This window comes from Dactylosporangium vinaceum (genome assembly GCF_019904175.1).
Taxonomy (GTDB): domain Bacteria; phylum Actinomycetota; class Actinomycetes; order Mycobacteriales; family Micromonosporaceae; genus Dactylosporangium; species Dactylosporangium vinaceum.
Genome location: NZ_CP061913.1, coordinates 688,048 through 705,045 on the forward strand (window position 1 = coordinate 688,048; position 16,998 = coordinate 705,045).

Consider the following 16,998-nt stretch of genomic DNA (forward strand, 5'->3'; position numbering starts at 1 on the left):
CAAGCAGCACATATCGCCGTCGGTTTATTTTTGGCGGCCGGGGGGCCTTATCCCGGCATGGCAATCACGCGATCCCGCTACCGCACCGCATCGAGTGCCGGTGCCCTTGTCGCATTCCTTCTTGTGCTGATCTTCGGCAGCCCGTGGTACGTCGACTGGACCCAGCAGGGCGACCGCGGCATCTTCCTCGAGACGCTGGCCTGGCCGGCCTGGGACTTCGACACCAACGCCGCCGTGCGCGACGTGCTCGGAGCCGACCTCAAGGCCATCCTGCTGATCGTCTTCACGTGGCTGTTCATCACGCTGCTCGTCGGCGCGCAGCTGGCCTCGGCCCGCGGCACGATCTCGGCGATCTTCACCGGGTGGGCCGCCTACATGTTCGCCGCGGCGCTCGCGGCATTCCTCACGTCGTTCCTGCTTCCGAACCCGTCGTTCAGCGCCGCTACGGCGAACGCGGCCGCGGGCGCTGGCTACGGCCTCATCGTCGGCTGGATCATCGGCCTCGCGACGATGGCCGGGCGGCGGCCGTAACCGCCGCCGCCCCACACTGCACAGCACTCATGCGGCCGGTGTGTCCACCGCCGCGGACGCCAGGGCCACCTGGACGTCGGCGGCGGTGAGCGCGCCGATCGGCGTGTCGCCGTCGCGCACGACCACGGCGCCGCGCCCCGCCGCCAGCATCGCCCCGAACGCCTCCCGCAGCGTCGCGCCGGACGACACGACCGGCGCGCCGTCCCCCGCCTCCGCCGCCGGCCGCAGCCCGTCGGCCGGGATCGGCGTCACCGAGAGCCGCATGATCCCGCGGTCCTCGCCGATGAACCGCTCGACGAACGTGTTGCCGGGCCGGGCCAGCAGCTCGGCCGGCGTGGCGTACTGCTGCAGCTGAGCGTGGTCGGAGAGCACCGCGATTCGGTCGCCGAGCTTGATCGCCTCCTGCAGGTCGTGCGTGACCAGGATCGTCGTCTTGCGCACCGCCTCGCGCAGCCGCAGGAACTCGTCCTGCAGCCGGCCCCGGTTGATCGGGTCGACGGCCGAGAACGGCTCGTCCATCAGCAGCACCCGCGGGTCCGCCGCGAGCGCCCGGGCGAAGCCCACCCGCTGGCGCTGACCGCCGGAAAGCTCGTGGGGGTACCGCTTCGCGTACTGCCCGGCCGGCAGCCCGACGAGCTCGAGCAGTTCGTCGGTGCGCTCGGTGATCCGGCGCTTCTCCCAGCCGAGCATCCGCGGCACGGTGCCGACGTTCGCGCGCACCGTCTGGTGCGGGAACAGCCCCACGCTCTGGATCACGTAGCCGATGGTGCGGCGCAGCTCGTTCGGGTCGGCCGTGGTGGCGTCGGAGCCGTCGATCAGGATCCGCCCGCCCGAGGGCTCGATGAGGCGGTTCACCATCCGCAGCACCGTCGACTTGCCGCAGCCGGACGGGCCGATGAGCACCGTCACCTCGCCGCTGCCGATCTCGAGGCTGAGCTCCTCGACCGCCACCGTCCCGTCGGGATACACCTTGCGCAGCCGATCGAGGGTGATCGGCGCGGCGTCGTGCTTCGCGGTAACGTCCACGCATGTCCTTCCTGGCTCGCGGTGAGGCGGGCAATCCCTGGTTCTCCTGGACGTATGTCCAGGACAACTACGACACGCTGCGGGATGCGCTCCTCGACCACGTGGTCATCACGGTGTGGTCGGTCGCGATCGCGGTGGTCATCGCGATTCCGCTGGCGGTGCTGGCGTACTGGGTACGCCCGCTCGCCACGCCGATTCTGACATCAGCGGGCGTGCTTTACACGATTCCGTCGCTGGCCCTCCTGGCCGCTCTGACCCCGTTCATGGGCACCGGGCGGTCCCCGGTCATCGTCGCGCTCACCTCATACGCGCTCATCGTGCTCATCCGCAACGCCCTCGTGGGCCTCCTGCAGGTGCCCGATGACGTGCGTGAGGCCGCGACCGCGATGGGCTACGGCCGGTTCGCCCGGCTCTGGCGGATCGAGCTCCCGCTGGCCCTGCCGGGCATGTTGACCGGCCTGCGGCTGGCGACGGTCTCGACAGTGGCGTTGGTCACTGTCGGCGCGATCGTCGGGTCGCACGGCGGGCTTGGCTCGCTGATCCTGGCCGGGTTCCGCAACAACTACTACAAGGCCGAGATCGCCACGGCCGCCATCGGCTGCGTGGCGCTCGCCCTGGTCCTCGATCTGGTGCTGATCTTCGTCAGCCGCGCGCTGACGCCCTGGACCCGGAGGCGGGCCGCATGAGTGTGATCAACGATGCTCTGGTGTGGTTCAACGATCCGCTCAACTGGACGAACCCCGACGGGGTCCTGGATCGGCTCACCGAGCACATCGAGATCTCCGCGGGCGCGGTCGTGCTCGGCTGCCTGGTGGCCTGGCCGCTCGGCATCCTGCTGGGGCGGCGCGGGGCCGCGTCGGGCGTCATCGTGCTGCTGTCCAACCTGACCCAGGCCGTGCCCGTCATCGCGCTGCTCACGATCCTCACCCTGACCCCGATCGGCCTGGGCAAGCCGGCCGTCATCATCGCGCTCGCGGTGTTCGCGCTGCCGGCGCTGCTGGCCAACGCCTACACCGGGATGCGCCAGATCGACCCGGAGGTGCGCGACGCGGCCAAGGGCGTCGGGATGACCTCGCTCCAGCGGCTCGTCCAGGTCGAGCTGCCGCTGGCGGTACCGTTCCTGGCCACCGGGCTGCGCATCGCCACCACCACCGTTGTCGCCACCGCCACGCTGGCCACGGCGGTCAACGGCGGCGGCCTCGGAATGATCATCTCGGCCGGCTTCGGGCTCGGTCCCGGCCACGGCGGCCAGATCCTCGCCGGCGCGATCCTGGTCGCCGGATTGGCCCTCATCATCGACGGTGTGATGGCAATCATTGAGCGCAAGCTCACACCAAAAGTGCTTCGCCGGGCCGCCGGCCGCGTATGACCACGATCGGGTGACGGGTCGTTACGAAAACGTGCCTGGTTGCGGTTGCCGATTTCGCATCATCAGAGTTGCCTATTTGGAAGCGGGCGGGCTTCCATTGCCACATTAAGCGCCGCCCGTCGGACACGCGGCCGGTCACAGTGATCGCGCCGGGACACGGAAGGCGGGCCATTTTGCGAACAGCCATACGCGCCTCGCTCGGAGTAGTCCTCGGTCTCGCCAGCATGGGCCTCGTGGCCTGCGGCGAGTCGGGCTCTTCGGGCACTGAGGCGCCGGCGAGCGTCAGCGGTGCGGGTTGCGCCCCGGTGGCCGGAGACAAGCTTGTCGTGCTCAACGACGACAAGAAGCTCCAGCTGGCGGACAACGTCATTCCGGCGATCAACACCAAGATCGCCGACCCGGCTCTCATCGCGGCGTTGGACAAGGTCTCCGGAGCACTCACGCCGGAGAAGCTGATCGCGCTCAACAAAGCGGTCGACGTGGACCGCAAGACGTCAAAGGTCGCGGCGGAGGAGTTCGCCAAGGCCGAGAACATCACCACCGGCCTGGAGAAGGGCAAGGGCGGCGCCATCAAGATCGGCGCGGCCGACTTCTCCGAGAGTGCCACCCTCGGCGCGCTCTACGAGATCGCCCTCGACGCCGCGGGCTACGACGCCTCGGTGCAGACGATCGGTAAGCGCGAGGTCTACTACGGCCAGCTCACCAAGGGCGACATCCAGATCGTCCCGGAGTACGCGGCCACGCTCACCGAGTTCATCAACCAGGCGGTCAACGGCAAGGACGCCAAGACGCTCGCCTCGGGCGACGTCGACGCGACGGTGACTGCGCTGAAGGACATCGGCGGCAAGCAGGGTCTGTCCTTCGGCAAGGCATCCACGGCGACCGACGGCAACGCGTTCGCCGTGACCTCGGAGTTCGCCACCAAGTACGGGGTGAAGACGCTCAGCGACTTCGCCACCAAGTGCTCCGGCCAGGCCACCGTCCTCGGCGGGCCGGCCGAGTGCCCGCAGCGCCCGTTCTGCCAGCCGGGCCTGCAGAACACGTACAAGATTCAGTTCGGCAAGGTGCTGAGCCTCGACGCCGGTGGCCCGCAGAGCAAGGACGCCCTCAAGAAGGGCACCGCCTCGCTCGCGCTGGTGTTCTCGTCCGACCCGTCACTGGGCTAGTTCGCCGGAGATGTCCTCCCGGGCCGCTTCCTCGAGGCGGTACGGGAGGACATTTCGTTTGCGGGCAAAGGCGGGTAAGTTCTCTGCTCATGCCGGCCGCTGAGACCACCGGGCCCCCCGGGGTGAAGCGGAGCACTCAGCTGCTCCAACTGCTCTTCTGGGGCGGGGTCGGGCTGGCCCCGCTGGCCGCTCTGCTGTTCCTCGTCGGCAGCGGTTTCGTTCTCCAGTTCGCGGCCGTCATCGGCCTGCTCGCCGTCGTCCTCATCGGCCTGTCGATCGCGCTGCGCCGCGAGGGCGAGACGGTCAAGGGCGAGGTCGAGGAGATGATGTACGAGGAGATCGACACGCTCCGTGAGAACGTCAGGGCCGACATCACCCACGCCGCCCGGCAGACCCACGGCCAGCTCATGGAGCGCATGGGCGTGCTCAACGAGACCGTCGACGCCCTGCGCAGCCAGGTCGAGATGATGCGCGGCCAGCTCGGGCAGCTCGAGCGGGCCGCCGCACAGCCGCCGCCGGCCCCGTCGCAGCAGGCCGCCGCGGCCGCCGTGCCGTTGCAGCGGTACACCGAGACGGTCCACGTCACCACGAAGACCACTGTCGTCGACCCCAGCGAGTCGCGCACCGGCACCGTGTACGGCGGCGGTCCCCGCCCCGAGCCGCGCGCCGACATCCCGCAGCAGCGCCGGCCCGACCGCTCGGAGCGCATCTCGGCCCGGCCCGAGATGCGGCCCGACGCGCACGACGAGCCCCGCCGCGCCCACCGCGACGAGCGGCCGCGCGAGCGGGACTGGCGCGACGAGCCCCGGCGGGAGGCACCCCGGCGCGACGAGCCGCGGCGTGAGGAGCCCCGGCGCGACGAGTCGTGGACCGAGCAGCTGCTGCGTGAGCGGATGGAGCGGGCCGAGAGCGGCGAGTGGCCCCAGGCACCCCGCCGCGGCGAGCGGCCCGAGCCCACCGAGCGGCGCGCCGGCGGGCGGCGGCGGGCCGACGACGACGACAGCGTGGCCGGCCTGCGCCAGACCGACCGCTGGGCCTCCGTGCACAGCGACGAGCGCGGCGGGCGCGAGCTGCGGATGGGTGAGCGGCGCTCGGCGATGCACGCCGACGAGACAGGCACCCATGTGAGCATCGAGGACCGCTGGGCGTCGGTGCGCCAGGAGGAGTACTACTCCGGCGAGACCCGCGCCGGCGGCCACCTGGCGAGCCCCGGCGAGCGGCGCATGGACCGGTCGGAAGAGCGGCACATGGACCGCTCGGGCGAGCGCCACCTGGATCGGACCGGCGAGCACCGGGGCGTCGGCCGTCGCCGGGCCGAGCCCGACGACCGCACCGACGAGCCGCTCGACGCCCGGTTCGAGGAGCGTTACAGCGCTGGCACCGAGAGCCCGCGCCGCTCGGAGGCCCGGCGGGAGCGCGAGCGCACCTGGGCCTCCGGCGAGCACGCCCGGGTCGAGGTGGGCCGGCGGCCGGAGGAGAGCTGGTCGCAGACCAGCTACGAGGAGGCCCGGCGCGACCAGACCGGCTCCACCCGCTGGTCCGAGGTGCGCGGCCCCGATCGCGCGCTCGGCGGCCCGCGACCGGCCCTGCCCGCCTCTCCGGCCGAGCCCGCTTCCCGGTGGACGGACGGCCCGGTCCGCGACGAGGAGCGGGTCGGGCGGCGGGCGCGGGTGGAGGACGACGACGAGTACGGGTGGAACGGCGCCCGCGACGACCGCCGCGGCGGCCGGGCACCCCGCCCGATCGTCGACTTCGAGGGCAACGACGACCGCTGGCGCTAGCCCCTACTTGTCGATGTCGCCGACGACGAAGAACATCGAGCCGAGGATCGCGATGAGGTCGGGCACGAGCGTGCCCGGCAGCAGCGTGGAGAGCGCCTGGACGTTGGCGTAGGAGGCGGTGCGCAGCTTGAGCCGCCATGGGGTCTTCTCGCCGCGGGAGACCAGGTAGTAGCCGTTGATGCCGAGCGGGTTCTCGGTCCAGGCGTAGGTGTGGCCCTCCGGGGCCTTCACCACCTTCGGCAGGCGCACGTTTACCGGGCCGCTGAGCTGGTCCACCCGGTCCAGGCACTGCTGGGCGAGGTCCAGGGAGACGTACACCTGGTCCAGGAGCACCTCGAACCGCGCGTGGCAGTCGCCGGCCGTGCGGGTCACGACCGGCACCGACAGCTCGCCGTAGGCCAGGTACGGCTCGTCCCGGCGCAGGTCCAGGTCCAGCCCGGAGGCCCGCCCGACCGGCCCGGAGGCGCCGAACGCGGCGGCATCGGCGGCGCTGAGCACGCCGACGCCGACCGTGCGGGCCAGGAAGATCTCGTTGCGCCGGATCAGGTTGTCCAGGTCGGGCAGGCGCCGGCGGACCTGGTCGATCGCGGCCCGGGCCCGGGTCGTCCAGCCGGCCGGGACCTCCTCCTTGAGGCCGCCGACCCGGTTGTACATGTAGTGCATCCGGCCGCCCGACGCCTCCTCGAGCACTGTCTGGATCGTCTCGCGTTCACGGAAGGCGTAGAAGACGGGCGTGATCGCGCCGATCTCGAGTGGGTACGAGCCCAGGAACATCAGGTGGTTGAGCACCCGGTTGAGCTCGGCCAGCGCGGTGCGCAGCCAGACCGCCCGCTCGGGGACCTCGATGCCCATGAGCCGCTCGACGGCGAGGACCACGCCGAGCTCGTTGCAGAACGCCGAGAGCCAGTCGTGCCGGTTGGCCAGCATGATGATCTGGCGGTAGTCGCGCACCTCGAAGAGCTTCTCGGCGCCGCGGTGCATGTACCCGATGATCGGCTCGGCGCTGATGACGCGCTCGCCGTCCAGCACCAGCCGCAGGCGCAGCACGCCGTGGGTGGAGGGGTGCTGCGGGCCGATGTTGAGCACCATGTCGGCGGTGTCGAGACCGGCACCCGTGCCGACGGTGACCTCGGACGTCATGGGGACCAGCCTAGAGGGCGGCGGCCCGCGGACCGCAGCCTAGAGGTCCTGCAGGATGCGCAGCGCTCTCGATACGTTGTGCATGGTGCCGGTGTCGGCCACGGCCACGCGCTCGACGAACCAGCGCTTGAGCGGCGACGACAGCCGGTCGGGCATGACGACGAGGTCGTCGAGCTCCACCGCCAGCGGCGAGTCGCGCAGCTCCTCGGCGTCGATCACCTCGGCCACGATGACGACGGGGACGTCGGTGCTGTTGAAGACGTCCGAACTGATGATCAGCCCGTACCGCTCACGGGCACCCTTGATGAGCCAGACTTCACCGCGACGCACGGCGTCCACGGTATAGCTCGGCGTTGACGAGTGCGATCTCCTCCTCGTCGGTGAGCGCGGCGGCGTCGAGATCGATCTTGGCCCGGCGGACCGCCTCGGCGTGGGCGGTGAAGATCTCCCGCAGGGCCCGCTCCTGGGCGGCCCGGTCGATCCAGGCGCTGAGCGAAACCCCGTCGCGCTCGGCCCAGTGGCGGGCGTCGGTGATGGTCTGGTCCGAGAAGGACAGCGTCACTTTTGTCGTCATGGCTTCGAGTGTACGTCCAGTATGACCACGAGTCATACCCAGTGCATGACCCAGTGGTGTCCGCCCAGGCCCGCCGGGTCCGTGAGCTCGGCCGCGGCCGACGCCTGGGCCAGCCGCTTCAGGTAGCCGACGGGATCTGTGCCCGCCAGTGCCAGGGGCGGGCGGGTGCCGTCGACGCCCAGCAGCCGCAGGGCCTCACGCTGGGGCAACGTCTCGGAGCCGAGCGAGTCCAGGGCCACGGCGACGGTCAGGTCGCGCTCGCCGTCCGGGATCGGCTCGACCTGGTGGCCGCGCTGATATGCGCTCAGCGTGCCGAACAACGGGCGGTCGGCGGCGAAGTGGCCGTAGTCGACGGCGAGGGCCAGGCCGCGCTCGACGCTGCGCACGGCCGCCGCCCACGCCTCGTCGCGCGGCCGGCCGATCTCGGCCCGGGCCCCGGGCGGCGCGTCGTCGAGCGGCCACCAGCGCCGCAGCCACGCGTCGTCCGGCGGGTCCAGAGGGTCGTCGCTGCCGAGGTACCGGATAAGCCCGGTTTCGGATTTTTCGACTATGTCGACGGGCACGTTGTCCAGCCACTCGGTGGCGATCAGCAGGCCGGTGATGCCGCTCGGCAGCTGCGCGGTCCACTCGATAGTGGGCGGAAGATCACCCGGTCGGGGCGCCTTCTCGACAGCAGTTGCGCGGACCCGGCCGGCCGCGGGGCCCGGGAGCGCGGCCAGGACGGCGCTCAGCAGCTCGCCGCGCCCGGCCCCGACATCGACCAGGTCGAGGCGGCCGGGGTGCTCCAGCGCCTCGTCGATGCGCATGAGCAGCGTGGCGATCGCCCCGGCGAACAGCGGCGAGGCGTGCACGCTCGTGCGGAAGTGATCCCGCGGCCGCTGCCTGATGAAGAAGCCCTCGGGGCCGTAGAGGGCCGTCTGCATGACGTCGCGCCACCGGGTCACAGGAAGGCTCGGCCCTCGCCGCGGTAGGTCGGGACGGTCTCCGCGATCCGGTCGCCCTGCACCAGGTGGACCTCGTTGACGTGCTCGCAGAGCTCGCCGGCCTTGGAGTGGCGGAAGTACACCCGGTCGCCGACCCGCAGGCCGCGCGCACCCGGCCCGACGAGCGGTGTCTGCACCTCGCCGGCCCCCTCGGTGCCGATCAGCTTCAGGCCCTCCGGCAGCCAGGGCAGCGGCTGGCGGGTCGGCGCCGTCTCGCCGGAGGCGATCCAGCCGCCGCCGAGCGTTGTCGCGGTGTCCGCGTTGGGGCGGCGCACGACCGACATCGCGAAGAACGCGGCGGGCTGCGGGCGCCAGTTCCGGTAGCCGTCGAAGAGCCACGGGCCGAAGAGCCCCGACCCCGCGGCCACCTCGGTGACGGCCGGGTCGGCGGCGGTCGCGGCCACGCTGCCCGTCCCGCCGCCGTTGACGAACTCGAGCTCGGCGTGGCGGCTCACCGCGGCGACGACCGCGGCCCGGCGGGCCAGCAGCTCCGGCATCGAGCGGGCCTGGATCGCCCGGATGAGCGCGCCCCGGACCGGGCGCCCGGGCGGGGCGTCACCCAATCCGGCGATCTGCGCCTCGTAGGACATCACGCCCACGACGCGGAACCCCGGCCGCGCGGCGATGGCGGCGGCCAGGTCACCTGCCTGCTTCGGGCTGTGCACGGGGGAGCGGCGCACGCCGATGTGGACCTTTGCCAGCGGGCGCCAGGAGGCGTCGAGGTCGATGCAGACCCGCACGGTGATCCCGTCCGTGCGCGGGACCAGGTCGAGCTGCTCGGGGCTGTCGACCATGATGGTGATCGCGGCGGCCAGCTTCTCATCGCTCGCCAGGCGGCGCAGCGCGGCGCGGTCGGCGGTGGGGTACGCGACGAGGATGTCGTCAGCGGTGCCGTGCTCCGCCAGCCAGACCGCCTCCGCCAGGGTGAACGCCATGATCCCGTGCCAGCCCGGCCGGGCCAGGGTGCGCTCGATCAGCGCGCGGACGCGGACCGACTTGCTCGGCACCCGCAGCGGCTTGCCGGCGGCCCGGGCGAGCAGGGCGCCGCTGTTGGCGTCGAAGGCGTCGAGGTCCACGATCGCGAACGGCGGATCGAGGTCGGCGGTGGCCCGGTTGTAGCGGGTCCACAGGGCGGAGCGTTCGCTTGACACGTTGGTCACCGTAACTGGCCTTCGATAAATGCGAAAGAACCTCGCGTCCGTCGTGGTGGTTCCGGAATTGTCGGGGGTGGCCTGTAGCGTGAAGGCGGAGATTTTAGGGGGTGCCGCCATCGCCAGCAGCGACCTCTCCGGATTCGGGGAGCTTCAGGCCGTGCTTCGCATCCGGCCCTTCCGCCGGCTGTGGGCGGTGCTCGGCCTCTCCTCCCTCGGTGACTGGCTCGGCCTGCTCGCCGCCTCCACGTTCGCCGCCGCGCAGGTGTCCGACCCGGCCGCCCAGGGCGTGGCCTTCGGCTCGGTCATCGCCGTGCGCCTGCTGCCCGCGCTGATCCTCGGCCCCGTGGCGGGCGTGTTCGCCGACCGGTTCGACCGCCGGCTCACGATGGTCGTCTGCGACCTGCTGCGCTTCCTGTTCTTCGCCTCCATCCCGGCCGCCGCGCTGGTGCTCGACGACAGCGCGCTGATCATCACGTGGACCGCGATCGCGACGTTCGTCATCGAGACCGTCGCGATGATCTGGACACCGGCAAAGGAGGCGGCGGTACCCAACCTGCTGCCCCGGGCCCGCCTGGAGACCGCCAACCAGCTGACCCTGGCCACGACCTACGGCATCACGCCAGTCGCCGCCGCGCTCGTCCTCATCGCGCTGCAGTGGCTGGTAACGGCGGTCTTCGGCGACGACGCCCCGGCCGGGGTGCAGCCGAGCAACGTCGCGCTCTGGTTCAACGCATGCACGTTCCTGGCCACCGCGGCCACCGTGTTCTTCGGCATCCGCGAGATCAGCGGCCGGCGCACCGCGGGCGTCGAGCGCAAGCCCGGCATGATCCGGGAGTTCACCCAGGGTTGGGCCTTCGTCAGCAAGACCCCGCTGGTCCGCGGCCTGGTCCTGGGCATCTTCGGCGCCTTTGCCGGCGGCGGCGTGGTGGTCGGCACGGCCAAGTTCTACGCTCAGTCCCTCGGCGCCGGCACCTCCGCGTTCGCCCTGCTCTTCGCCGTGCTGTTCCTCGGGCTCGGGGCCGGCATCGCGGCCGGCCCGAAGCTCGTCGGCGCGCTCTCCCGCCGCCGCTGGTTCGGCCTGTCGATCATCCTGGCCGCCGGCTCGGTGCTCATCCTCGCAGTGGCCGGGCACCTGACCATCGCCGTGGGCGGCGCGCTGCTGGTCGGCGTGGGCGCCGGCATGGCGTTCCTCTCCGGCACCACGCTCCTCGGCGGCGAGGTCGCCGACGACATGCGCGGCCGCGCGTTCGCCTTCGTGCAGATGGGCACCCGCGTGGTGCTCATGCTGACCATCTCGCTCTCCAGCGTCATCGTCGGCCTCGGCGGCACCCGCACGATCAACCTGGGCGTCATCGCCTTCGACGTCTCCAGCACCCGCCCGCTGCTGGCCATCGCCGGCGTCCTCGGCGTCTTCGCGGGCGTGTTCGCGCTGCGCCAGATGGACGACAAGCCGGGCGTTCCGCTCTTCGCCGACCTCATCGGCTCCGTTCGCGGCCGCCCGCTGAGCGTGGCCGACCCCAAGTCCGCGCACGGCCTGTTCATCGTGTTCGAGGGCGGCGAGGGCGCGGGCAAGTCGACCCAGGTCAAGCGCCTGGCCGAGGAGCTGCGGGCGATCGGCCGCGAGGTCGTCGTCACGCACGAGCCGGGCGCGACCCCCATCGGCAAGCGCATCCGCAGCCTGGTCCTCGACCCGCCCGGCGAGGGCGGCGACGTGGTCACGCCGCGCGCCGAGGCCCTCCTCTACGCGGCCGACCGCGCCCATCACGTGGCGTCGGTGGTCCGCCCGGCGCTCTCGCGCGGCTCGGTGGTCATCAGCGATCGGTACGTCGACTCGTCGCTCGCCTACCAGGGCGCCGGGCGCACACTGCCGGTCGACGAGGTGTCGTGGCTGTCGAAGTGGGCGACCGGTGGACTCAAGCCGGACCTGGTCGTGCTGCTCGACCTGGACCCGTCGGTCGGCCTGGCCCGAGCCGGGAAGCGCGGCCCGGTGGATCGGCTGGAGAGCGAGTCGCTGGCCTTTCACGAGCGGGTGCGGTACGCGTTCCTGGACCTGGCCGCGGCCGACCCGAGCCGCTACCTGGTGCTCGACGCGACGAACGGCATCGATGCGCTGGCGGAGGGCATCCTGCAGCGGGTGCGCCACCTGATCCCCGAGGACGAGTCCTCGATCGATGAGGTGCTGCACGACTCCGCCGACGTCGCCTCCGCCCTGATCGGCGAGCCGGCCGCCGAGTCCTCGGGTTCTGCTGGTTCGGGGGCCGAGGGCCGGCGGTCCGGCGAGTCTGATGCGCCTGACGAATCCGACTTACCGGAAATCTCGGGTTTGCCGGGGAAGGGGTCCCGGGTATGACGCCGCCGATCTTCGAGGAGCTCGTCGGCCAGGCGGACGCGGTGGCCACGCTGTCGCGGGCCGTCGCGGCGGCCGACGCGATCGTGCGCGGCGATGAGCCCGACGCGGCCGGGCAGCAGGCGATGACGCACGCGTGGCTGTTCACCGGGCCGCCGGGCTCGGGCCGGTCGGTGGCGGCCCGGACGTTCGCGGCCGCGCTGCAGTGCCCCAACGGCGGGTGCGGCACGTGCCGGGCCTGCCACACGGCGCTCACCGGCACCCACGCCGACGTCCGGTTCGTGGTGCCCGAGGGCCTGTCGATCGCCGTCGGCGAGATGCGCGCCCTGGTGCTGCGGGCGGCGAGCGCCCCGACCCAGGGCCGCTGGCAGGTCCTGCTCGTCGAGGACGCCGACCGGCTGACCGAGGCGGCGGGCAACGCGCTGCTCAAGGCGGTCGAGGAGCCCCCGGCCCGCACGGTCTTCCTGCTGTGCACGCCGAGCACCCACCCCGACGACATCTCCGTCACGATCCGTTCGCGCTGCCGGGTGGTACCGCTGCGCCAGCCCCCCGCCGAGGCCATCGCCTCCGTCCTGCACCGCCGCGACGGCGTCGACCCGGAGACCGCCGCCTGGGCCGCCGCCGCCTCGCAGGGCCACGTCGGCCGGGCCCGCCGCCTGGCCCGCGACCCGCAGGCCCGCTCGCGGCGCGACGCCGTGCTGGCCGTCCCGCGGCGCCTGACCGGCATCGGCGCCGCCTTCGACGCCGCGAGCGCCCTGATCGAGGCGGCCGAGGCCGAGGCCGCCGCCTCCGTCGCCGAGGTCGACACCAAGGAGCGCTCGGCCCTGGAGACCGCCCTGGGCGCCGGCGGCACGGGCAAGGGCGCCGCGGGTGCGGTCCGCGGCTCGGCCGGTCAGCTCAAGGAGCTGGAGCGCCGCCAGAAGTCCCGGGCCACGCGGGCCCAGCGCGACTCGCTGGACCGCGCCCTCGTCGACCTGGCCGGCTTCTACCGCGACGTGATCGCCCACTCCTTCAAGGCCGACGTGGCCCCGGTCCACGGCGACGTGGACGAGCTGGCCGGCGCCGCCGCCGAGAAGTGGAGCCCGGAAAGCACCCTGCGCCGCCTCGAGGCCATCCTGGAGTGCCGCGTCGCCATCGAGGCCAACGTGAAGCCGCGGATCGCCGTGGAGGCCATGATGCTCTCGCTCTGGCGCGGCTGACATCTCGTTCCCCTGTCCCGCCGCGCGGCGCCGCTCACGCTTCCGTGCCCTCCGCGGGCTTTCCGGGGCGATTCCGCTGCCTGGAGGGCTTGCGCGGGAATGGCGGCGGTCGATGCCTTGACAAGTTATCCACAGGGTGGAGATTTGTCTTCCGCGGGGGTGTGGGGGTGCCGTACGGTCGGCCGGGGAGGTCGAATGGGGCGTGAGATCGATGAGGGTTGGATCGAGGAGGCGGTCGAGCGTTACCGCCAGATCGAGGCACTGCAGGCCCGGTTCGACAAGGCGATCGCGACAGTCGAGGTGACGGTGCGCTCGGCCGACGGTCTCGTCGAAGTGGTGGTGAGCGCGGACGGGACGATTCGCAATGTCCGCATCCACGGGTCACTGCAGAACAGGACGGGCGAAAGCGTTGCGCGCGCGGTGCAGGAAGCGGTCACCGCAGCCGCGGACGCGGCGGCCTGGGCGCGCAGGAAGCTCCAGGCCGAAACCTTCGGCGACTACCGCTCACTCCAATGATCCGGCGCGGGGAACCAGCATGATGCGGCTCGACGAACTGGCCAACCGACTCGAACTGGCCGGCGACCAACTCGCCGCCGCCAGCACCACCATCACCGTCATCGACCCGGGCCCCCGCTCGCTGGGCGCCGACACCGCCGGAGCACTCGGCCAGGCCGGCCGGGAGCTGCACCGCATCCTGGCCATCGCCCTGAGCGCCCGCAGCCGCGAAACCGCCGCCCACGGTGCCCGCCTGGCCGAAACCGGCCAGTCCCTCCGCGCGGCCGCGGGCGCCTACCGCGCCGCCGACGAAGAGGCCTCATGAGGACGCGCCCGCCGGACCGGCGCGGCCGCTCGGCCCAGGCGCCGCCACCGGAGACCGTCATGCGGCCCGCGGCCCAGCCGGAACCGGCGCCGCGGCACGCGCGCAGCGCCGCGTCGGTGCCGCGGTGTGCCGGGACGGCTCGGGGGTGAGTGGTGGCTGACGCGCTCGATCGGCTGGCGGTGCCGGGTGAGGAGCTGCTGCGGCGGGTGGATCGGATCCTCGCCCGTGGCGGGGTCTCGCCCGAGAGTGATGTCGCCGGGCTGCTGCGGCTGGTGGGGATGCTGCCCGGGGAGGTGCTCGAATACGGGCTGCGGCTCGACGTCGGAAGCCTCCAGGAGGCGGCCAGGGAGCTGGCCGGGGTCGGCGACCGGTTCCGGGTGCTGCCCGCGAAGCTGTCGGCCGATGTCGATCGCAGCGGGTGGCAAGGCGGCGGCGCGGCGGCGTTCGGGGCCGTATGGGTGGCGCTGGCCGACCACATCGGAGACGGGGGCAGCGCCGACAGCATCGTCGGGCGGATCGACGCGACAGCGGATTACCTCGACGCCGTTGTCGACTGGGCCGCCGGGCTTCGCTACGAGCTGGCCGAGGCCGTAGCCCGGGTCATCTCCTCCGCCGAGGCCGTCACCGTGGTCACCGCCGGCGCCGGCGGGCCGGGGGCCGGGGGCGAAGGAGAGGCGGCCGGGGCGGCCGGGCGGATCGCCGAGCGGGTGCTGCGGACGGCCGTGGACGCCCTCGACCGGGCCGACACCCTGCGGCGCGAGTGGGAGAGGCGGCTCGGCGAACTGCCGTACCGGCCGCCCGAAGCCCAGACCGGCGCGGCCGGAGTCACCCGGGTCACGCTGTAAGCACCGTCAACGCGCACGCCGGCGCCGGCCGCGACACCCAGAGCCGTCGCGGCGGCGGGTGCACTGCCGGTATGCGCTCACCGCAGCTCGATCGGGGCGTCGATCAGGTGGACGTCCATCGGGCGGCCCGGCACGAACCACGGGCTGCCGGGCGCGGCCTCGGGTGCGGCGTGCCAGTGCCGGCCGGTCCGGCGCACGCCCAGCGGGTAGATCGTCAGGGTGCCGTCCGGTTTGAAGTGCAGGCGCAGAAAGCCTTTGTAGCCGGTGATGCCCTGGCCCGCGAACAGCTCGTTGAGGTTCACGTCGAATTTCGCGGCGATGAGCAGATACAGCGCGAACAGTTCACCGGCGGCGACCGCGGACAACGGCAGGTACAGCACAATGGCAATGAGCAGCGGCAACGGCCAGACAAGCGTCAGGAACGGCAGGTTCAGCCAGGCCCAGGTGCCGAGCGTCGCCACGCCGATGAACGCCAGACCGTGCAGAAAGCCCAGTATCCAATGCCGCGGCCGGCGCTGACCGGCGGTTCTCGGCATGGCCAGCATGCACGTTCCGAGCAGGTCGACGATCACCATCAGCACGGCGGGGACCGTCACGAGGCGCTGCTCCACACCCGAGAGCACGCGATCGGCGGCATTGACGAAGGCGAGCATCGTCAGCGTCTGGAGCAGGCCCAGCAGCCCCAGGAACATCGGGTTGCGCCACGGCAGGCGCCAGAACACCCCGAACGCCAGACCGCGGGACTGCCGCTTCGTCGGAAAAGCGCTCTGCAGCTTGTACTGCAGCGACGGCGACGCATTGCGCACGAGTGAACGCACCGGCGGTACCGCAATCTGATCCGGCAGTTCATGCGTCGGATACAGGTAGGCGCCTCCGCCACCCGAGGTGATGAGCTCCCGCCCCGGCCGTGAATAGCGCGCGTAATGGTGCAGGTCGCCGGAGATCATGAGCGGGACGGACGCGCCTGTCGGATCGATGATGGTGCGGATGAAATAGTCGAGACTGTCGTACGCCTTGCGGTCGTCGGTCGCCTCCACCCAGCTCGGCGACGGCGGGCAGATGATGACCTTGTCGCCGGGGCCGAGGCGCGCCGCGACCGAGCGGAAATAGCGCAGCTGCGGATCGTCGATGTACGCGCCCGCTTGGACGTCCAGGCCGAGCAGCCACCATCGGTTCGGCAGTTCGACGGCGAAGTACGAGCGCGACTGCCGGGTCTGCCAGCCGCCGATCGAGCCCTCGTCGCCGCGGACGAAGAGGCGCAGGAACGCGGTGAGCCCGTCGTACCAGTCGTGGTTGCCCGGCACCGCATAGAGCCGCGGCCGTGGGCCCTCCGCGGGCGGCTCGGGCATCGCGGCGCGGAACGGGCCCTTGAAGCGGTCCTCGTACTGCCCGCCGCTCGCCGTCGGGTAGACCTGATCGCCGCCGAGCACCAGCACCTCGCCCCGCGGCAGCTCGTGGCCGTCGACGGTGAGGCTCGGCTGGGCCAGGAGGTACGCCACCGAGTACGTGGCATTGAACCCGTCCCCGGTGTCGGCCGCGTAGTCCACCCAGAGCTCGCCCGTGTCGGGCCACTCGTCGTCGGTGACGGCGCCGGCGTATCCGGGTGCCTCCCGCAGGATGCGCGGCGAGAGGGCGTCCTGCAGCTCGCGCTTGTCCAGGTATGCACCGAACAGGTCGGCCAGCACCACCCGCACCGCCGTCCCGCTGAGCAGCACCGGGCTCAGCCACGGCACCGCCCGTCGCGGGGTGAACCCCATCTGATCGGGGTCCAGCGCGGTCGGGCGCCCGTTGGGCGGGGCGGGCCGGGCCTCGTCGTCCTCCTGCGGGATGGGCAGCAGGGGCTCGCCCGGTTCGGCGCTCAGCTCCCCCGGCGCGGGCGGCATATCGTCGGGCATCACGCGCAGGACGGTACCCGTGTCCGGGAGAACGGGGAATCCCCTCGCACACGCCCCCGGGGCGTGCCGTACACTTGGGAACCGTTGCCGCCTTAGCTCAGTCGGCAGAGCGATTCACTCGTAATGAATAGGTCAACGGTTCGATTCCGTTAGGCGGCTCCACCGGCT

Annotated in this window: 17 protein-coding genes and 1 tRNA gene; 11 read left to right on the top strand and 7 right to left on the bottom strand. The window is 72.1% G+C overall.

Features of this window, described 5'->3' with window-relative positions; all coding sequences use genetic code 11:
* Positions 1-57: 57 nt before the first annotated feature.
* Positions 58-531, top strand: coding sequence for a hypothetical protein (locus Dvina_RS03140; RefSeq protein WP_223100865.1), 474 nt, complete (start codon positions 58-60; stop codon positions 529-531).
* Positions 532-558: 27 nt separating this feature from the next.
* Here Dvina_RS03140 and Dvina_RS03145 read toward each other — a convergent pair whose 3' ends face one another.
* The gene (locus Dvina_RS03145; RefSeq protein ID WP_223100866.1) at positions 559-1,557 is read right to left on the bottom strand and encodes an ABC transporter ATP-binding protein; all 999 of its coding nucleotides are present in this window, start codon (positions 1,555-1,557) and stop codon (positions 559-561) included.
* A gap of 2 nt (positions 1,558-1,559) precedes the next feature.
* Here Dvina_RS03145 and Dvina_RS03150 point away from each other — a divergent pair, with 2 nt between their 5' ends.
* The 4 genes from Dvina_RS03150 (at position 1,560) to Dvina_RS03165 (ending at position 5,873) form a co-directional block, all read left to right on the top strand.
* Positions 1,560-2,243 (top strand): ABC transporter permease, encoded by a 684-nt coding sequence (locus Dvina_RS03150; protein WP_223100867.1) that lies wholly within the window; start codon positions 1,560-1,562, stop codon positions 2,241-2,243.
* On the top strand, positions 2,240-2,926 hold the full coding sequence (locus Dvina_RS03155; protein ID WP_223100868.1) for an ABC transporter permease: 687 nt from the start codon (positions 2,240-2,242) through the stop codon (positions 2,924-2,926). Before Dvina_RS03150 ends, Dvina_RS03155 begins: the two co-directional genes overlap by 4 nt.
* Positions 2,927-3,150: 224 nt before the next feature.
* Complete coding sequence (locus Dvina_RS03160) at positions 3,151-4,092, top strand: glycine betaine ABC transporter substrate-binding protein (RefSeq protein ID WP_246655993.1); 942 nt, start codon at positions 3,151-3,153, stop codon at positions 4,090-4,092.
* Between the two features lie 89 nt (positions 4,093-4,181).
* Positions 4,182-5,873, top strand: coding sequence for a hypothetical protein (locus Dvina_RS03165; RefSeq protein ID WP_223100870.1), 1,692 nt, complete (start codon positions 4,182-4,184; stop codon positions 5,871-5,873).
* A 3-nt stretch (positions 5,874-5,876) separates the two neighbouring features.
* Here Dvina_RS03165 and Dvina_RS03170 read toward each other — a convergent pair whose 3' ends face one another.
* Genes Dvina_RS03170 through Dvina_RS03190 form a run of 5 tightly spaced genes read right to left on the bottom strand, consistent with a single transcriptional unit; the run spans position 5,877 to position 9,721 of the window.
* Positions 5,877-7,013 carry an NADH-quinone oxidoreductase subunit D gene (locus Dvina_RS03170; RefSeq protein ID WP_223100871.1) on the bottom strand — a complete coding sequence of 379 codons (1,137 nt, stop codon included), beginning with the start codon at positions 7,011-7,013 and terminating at the stop codon, positions 5,877-5,879.
* A 39-nt stretch (positions 7,014-7,052) separates the two neighbouring features.
* Complete coding sequence (locus Dvina_RS03175; RefSeq protein ID WP_223100872.1) at positions 7,053-7,352, bottom strand: type II toxin-antitoxin system PemK/MazF family toxin; 300 nt, start codon at positions 7,350-7,352, stop codon at positions 7,053-7,055.
* A complete protein-coding gene (locus Dvina_RS03180; RefSeq protein WP_223100873.1) occupies positions 7,330-7,587 on the bottom strand; it encodes a DUF6364 family protein in 258 nt (85 codons plus the stop codon). The genes Dvina_RS03175 and Dvina_RS03180 overlap by 23 nt, the downstream gene beginning before the upstream one ends.
* Before the next feature lie 32 nt (positions 7,588-7,619).
* Positions 7,620-8,510, bottom strand: coding sequence for an SAM-dependent methyltransferase (locus Dvina_RS03185; RefSeq protein ID WP_223105284.1), 891 nt, complete (start codon positions 8,508-8,510; stop codon positions 7,620-7,622).
* Positions 8,511-8,527: 17 nt separating this feature from the next.
* Positions 8,528-9,721, bottom strand: a complete 1,194-nt coding sequence (locus Dvina_RS03190) for an amino acid deaminase/aldolase (protein WP_223100874.1) — start codon at positions 9,719-9,721, stop codon at positions 8,528-8,530.
* Positions 9,722-9,917: 196 nt separating this feature from the next.
* On the opposite strand from Dvina_RS03190, the gene tmk reads away from it, so the two are divergent.
* The 5 genes from tmk to Dvina_RS03215 all read left to right on the top strand — a co-directional run bounded on the left by tmk (position 9,918) and on the right by Dvina_RS03215 (position 14,935).
* Positions 9,918-12,074, top strand: a complete 2,157-nt coding sequence (tmk, locus tag Dvina_RS03195; RefSeq protein WP_223105285.1) for a dTMP kinase — start codon at positions 9,918-9,920, stop codon at positions 12,072-12,074.
* The gene (locus Dvina_RS03200; protein WP_223100875.1) at positions 12,071-13,270 is read left to right on the top strand and encodes a DNA polymerase III subunit delta'; all 1,200 of its coding nucleotides are present in this window, start codon (positions 12,071-12,073) and stop codon (positions 13,268-13,270) included. Before tmk ends, Dvina_RS03200 begins: the two co-directional genes overlap by 4 nt.
* Before the next feature lie 195 nt (positions 13,271-13,465).
* A complete protein-coding gene (locus Dvina_RS03205; RefSeq protein ID WP_223100876.1) occupies positions 13,466-13,786 on the top strand; it encodes a YbaB/EbfC family nucleoid-associated protein in 321 nt (106 codons plus the stop codon).
* 19 nt (positions 13,787-13,805) lie between these two features.
* A complete protein-coding gene (locus tag Dvina_RS03210) occupies positions 13,806-14,090 on the top strand; it encodes a hypothetical protein (protein ID WP_223100877.1) in 285 nt (94 codons plus the stop codon).
* A 152-nt stretch (positions 14,091-14,242) separates the two neighbouring features.
* Positions 14,243-14,935 (top strand): hypothetical protein, encoded by a 693-nt coding sequence (locus Dvina_RS03215; RefSeq protein WP_223100878.1) that lies wholly within the window; start codon positions 14,243-14,245, stop codon positions 14,933-14,935.
* Between the two features lie 77 nt (positions 14,936-15,012).
* On the opposite strand, the gene Dvina_RS03220 is transcribed toward Dvina_RS03215, so the two are convergent.
* Entirely contained in the window at positions 15,013-16,830 is a 1,818-nt protein-coding gene (locus Dvina_RS03220; protein WP_246656484.1) for a popeye domain-containing protein, read from the bottom strand.
* An 86-nt stretch (positions 16,831-16,916) separates the two neighbouring features.
* Between Dvina_RS03220 and Dvina_RS03225 the strand changes: the two genes are divergently transcribed.
* Positions 16,917-16,992 (top strand) — tRNA-Thr (locus Dvina_RS03225).
* Positions 16,993-16,998: the final 6 nt, after the last annotated feature.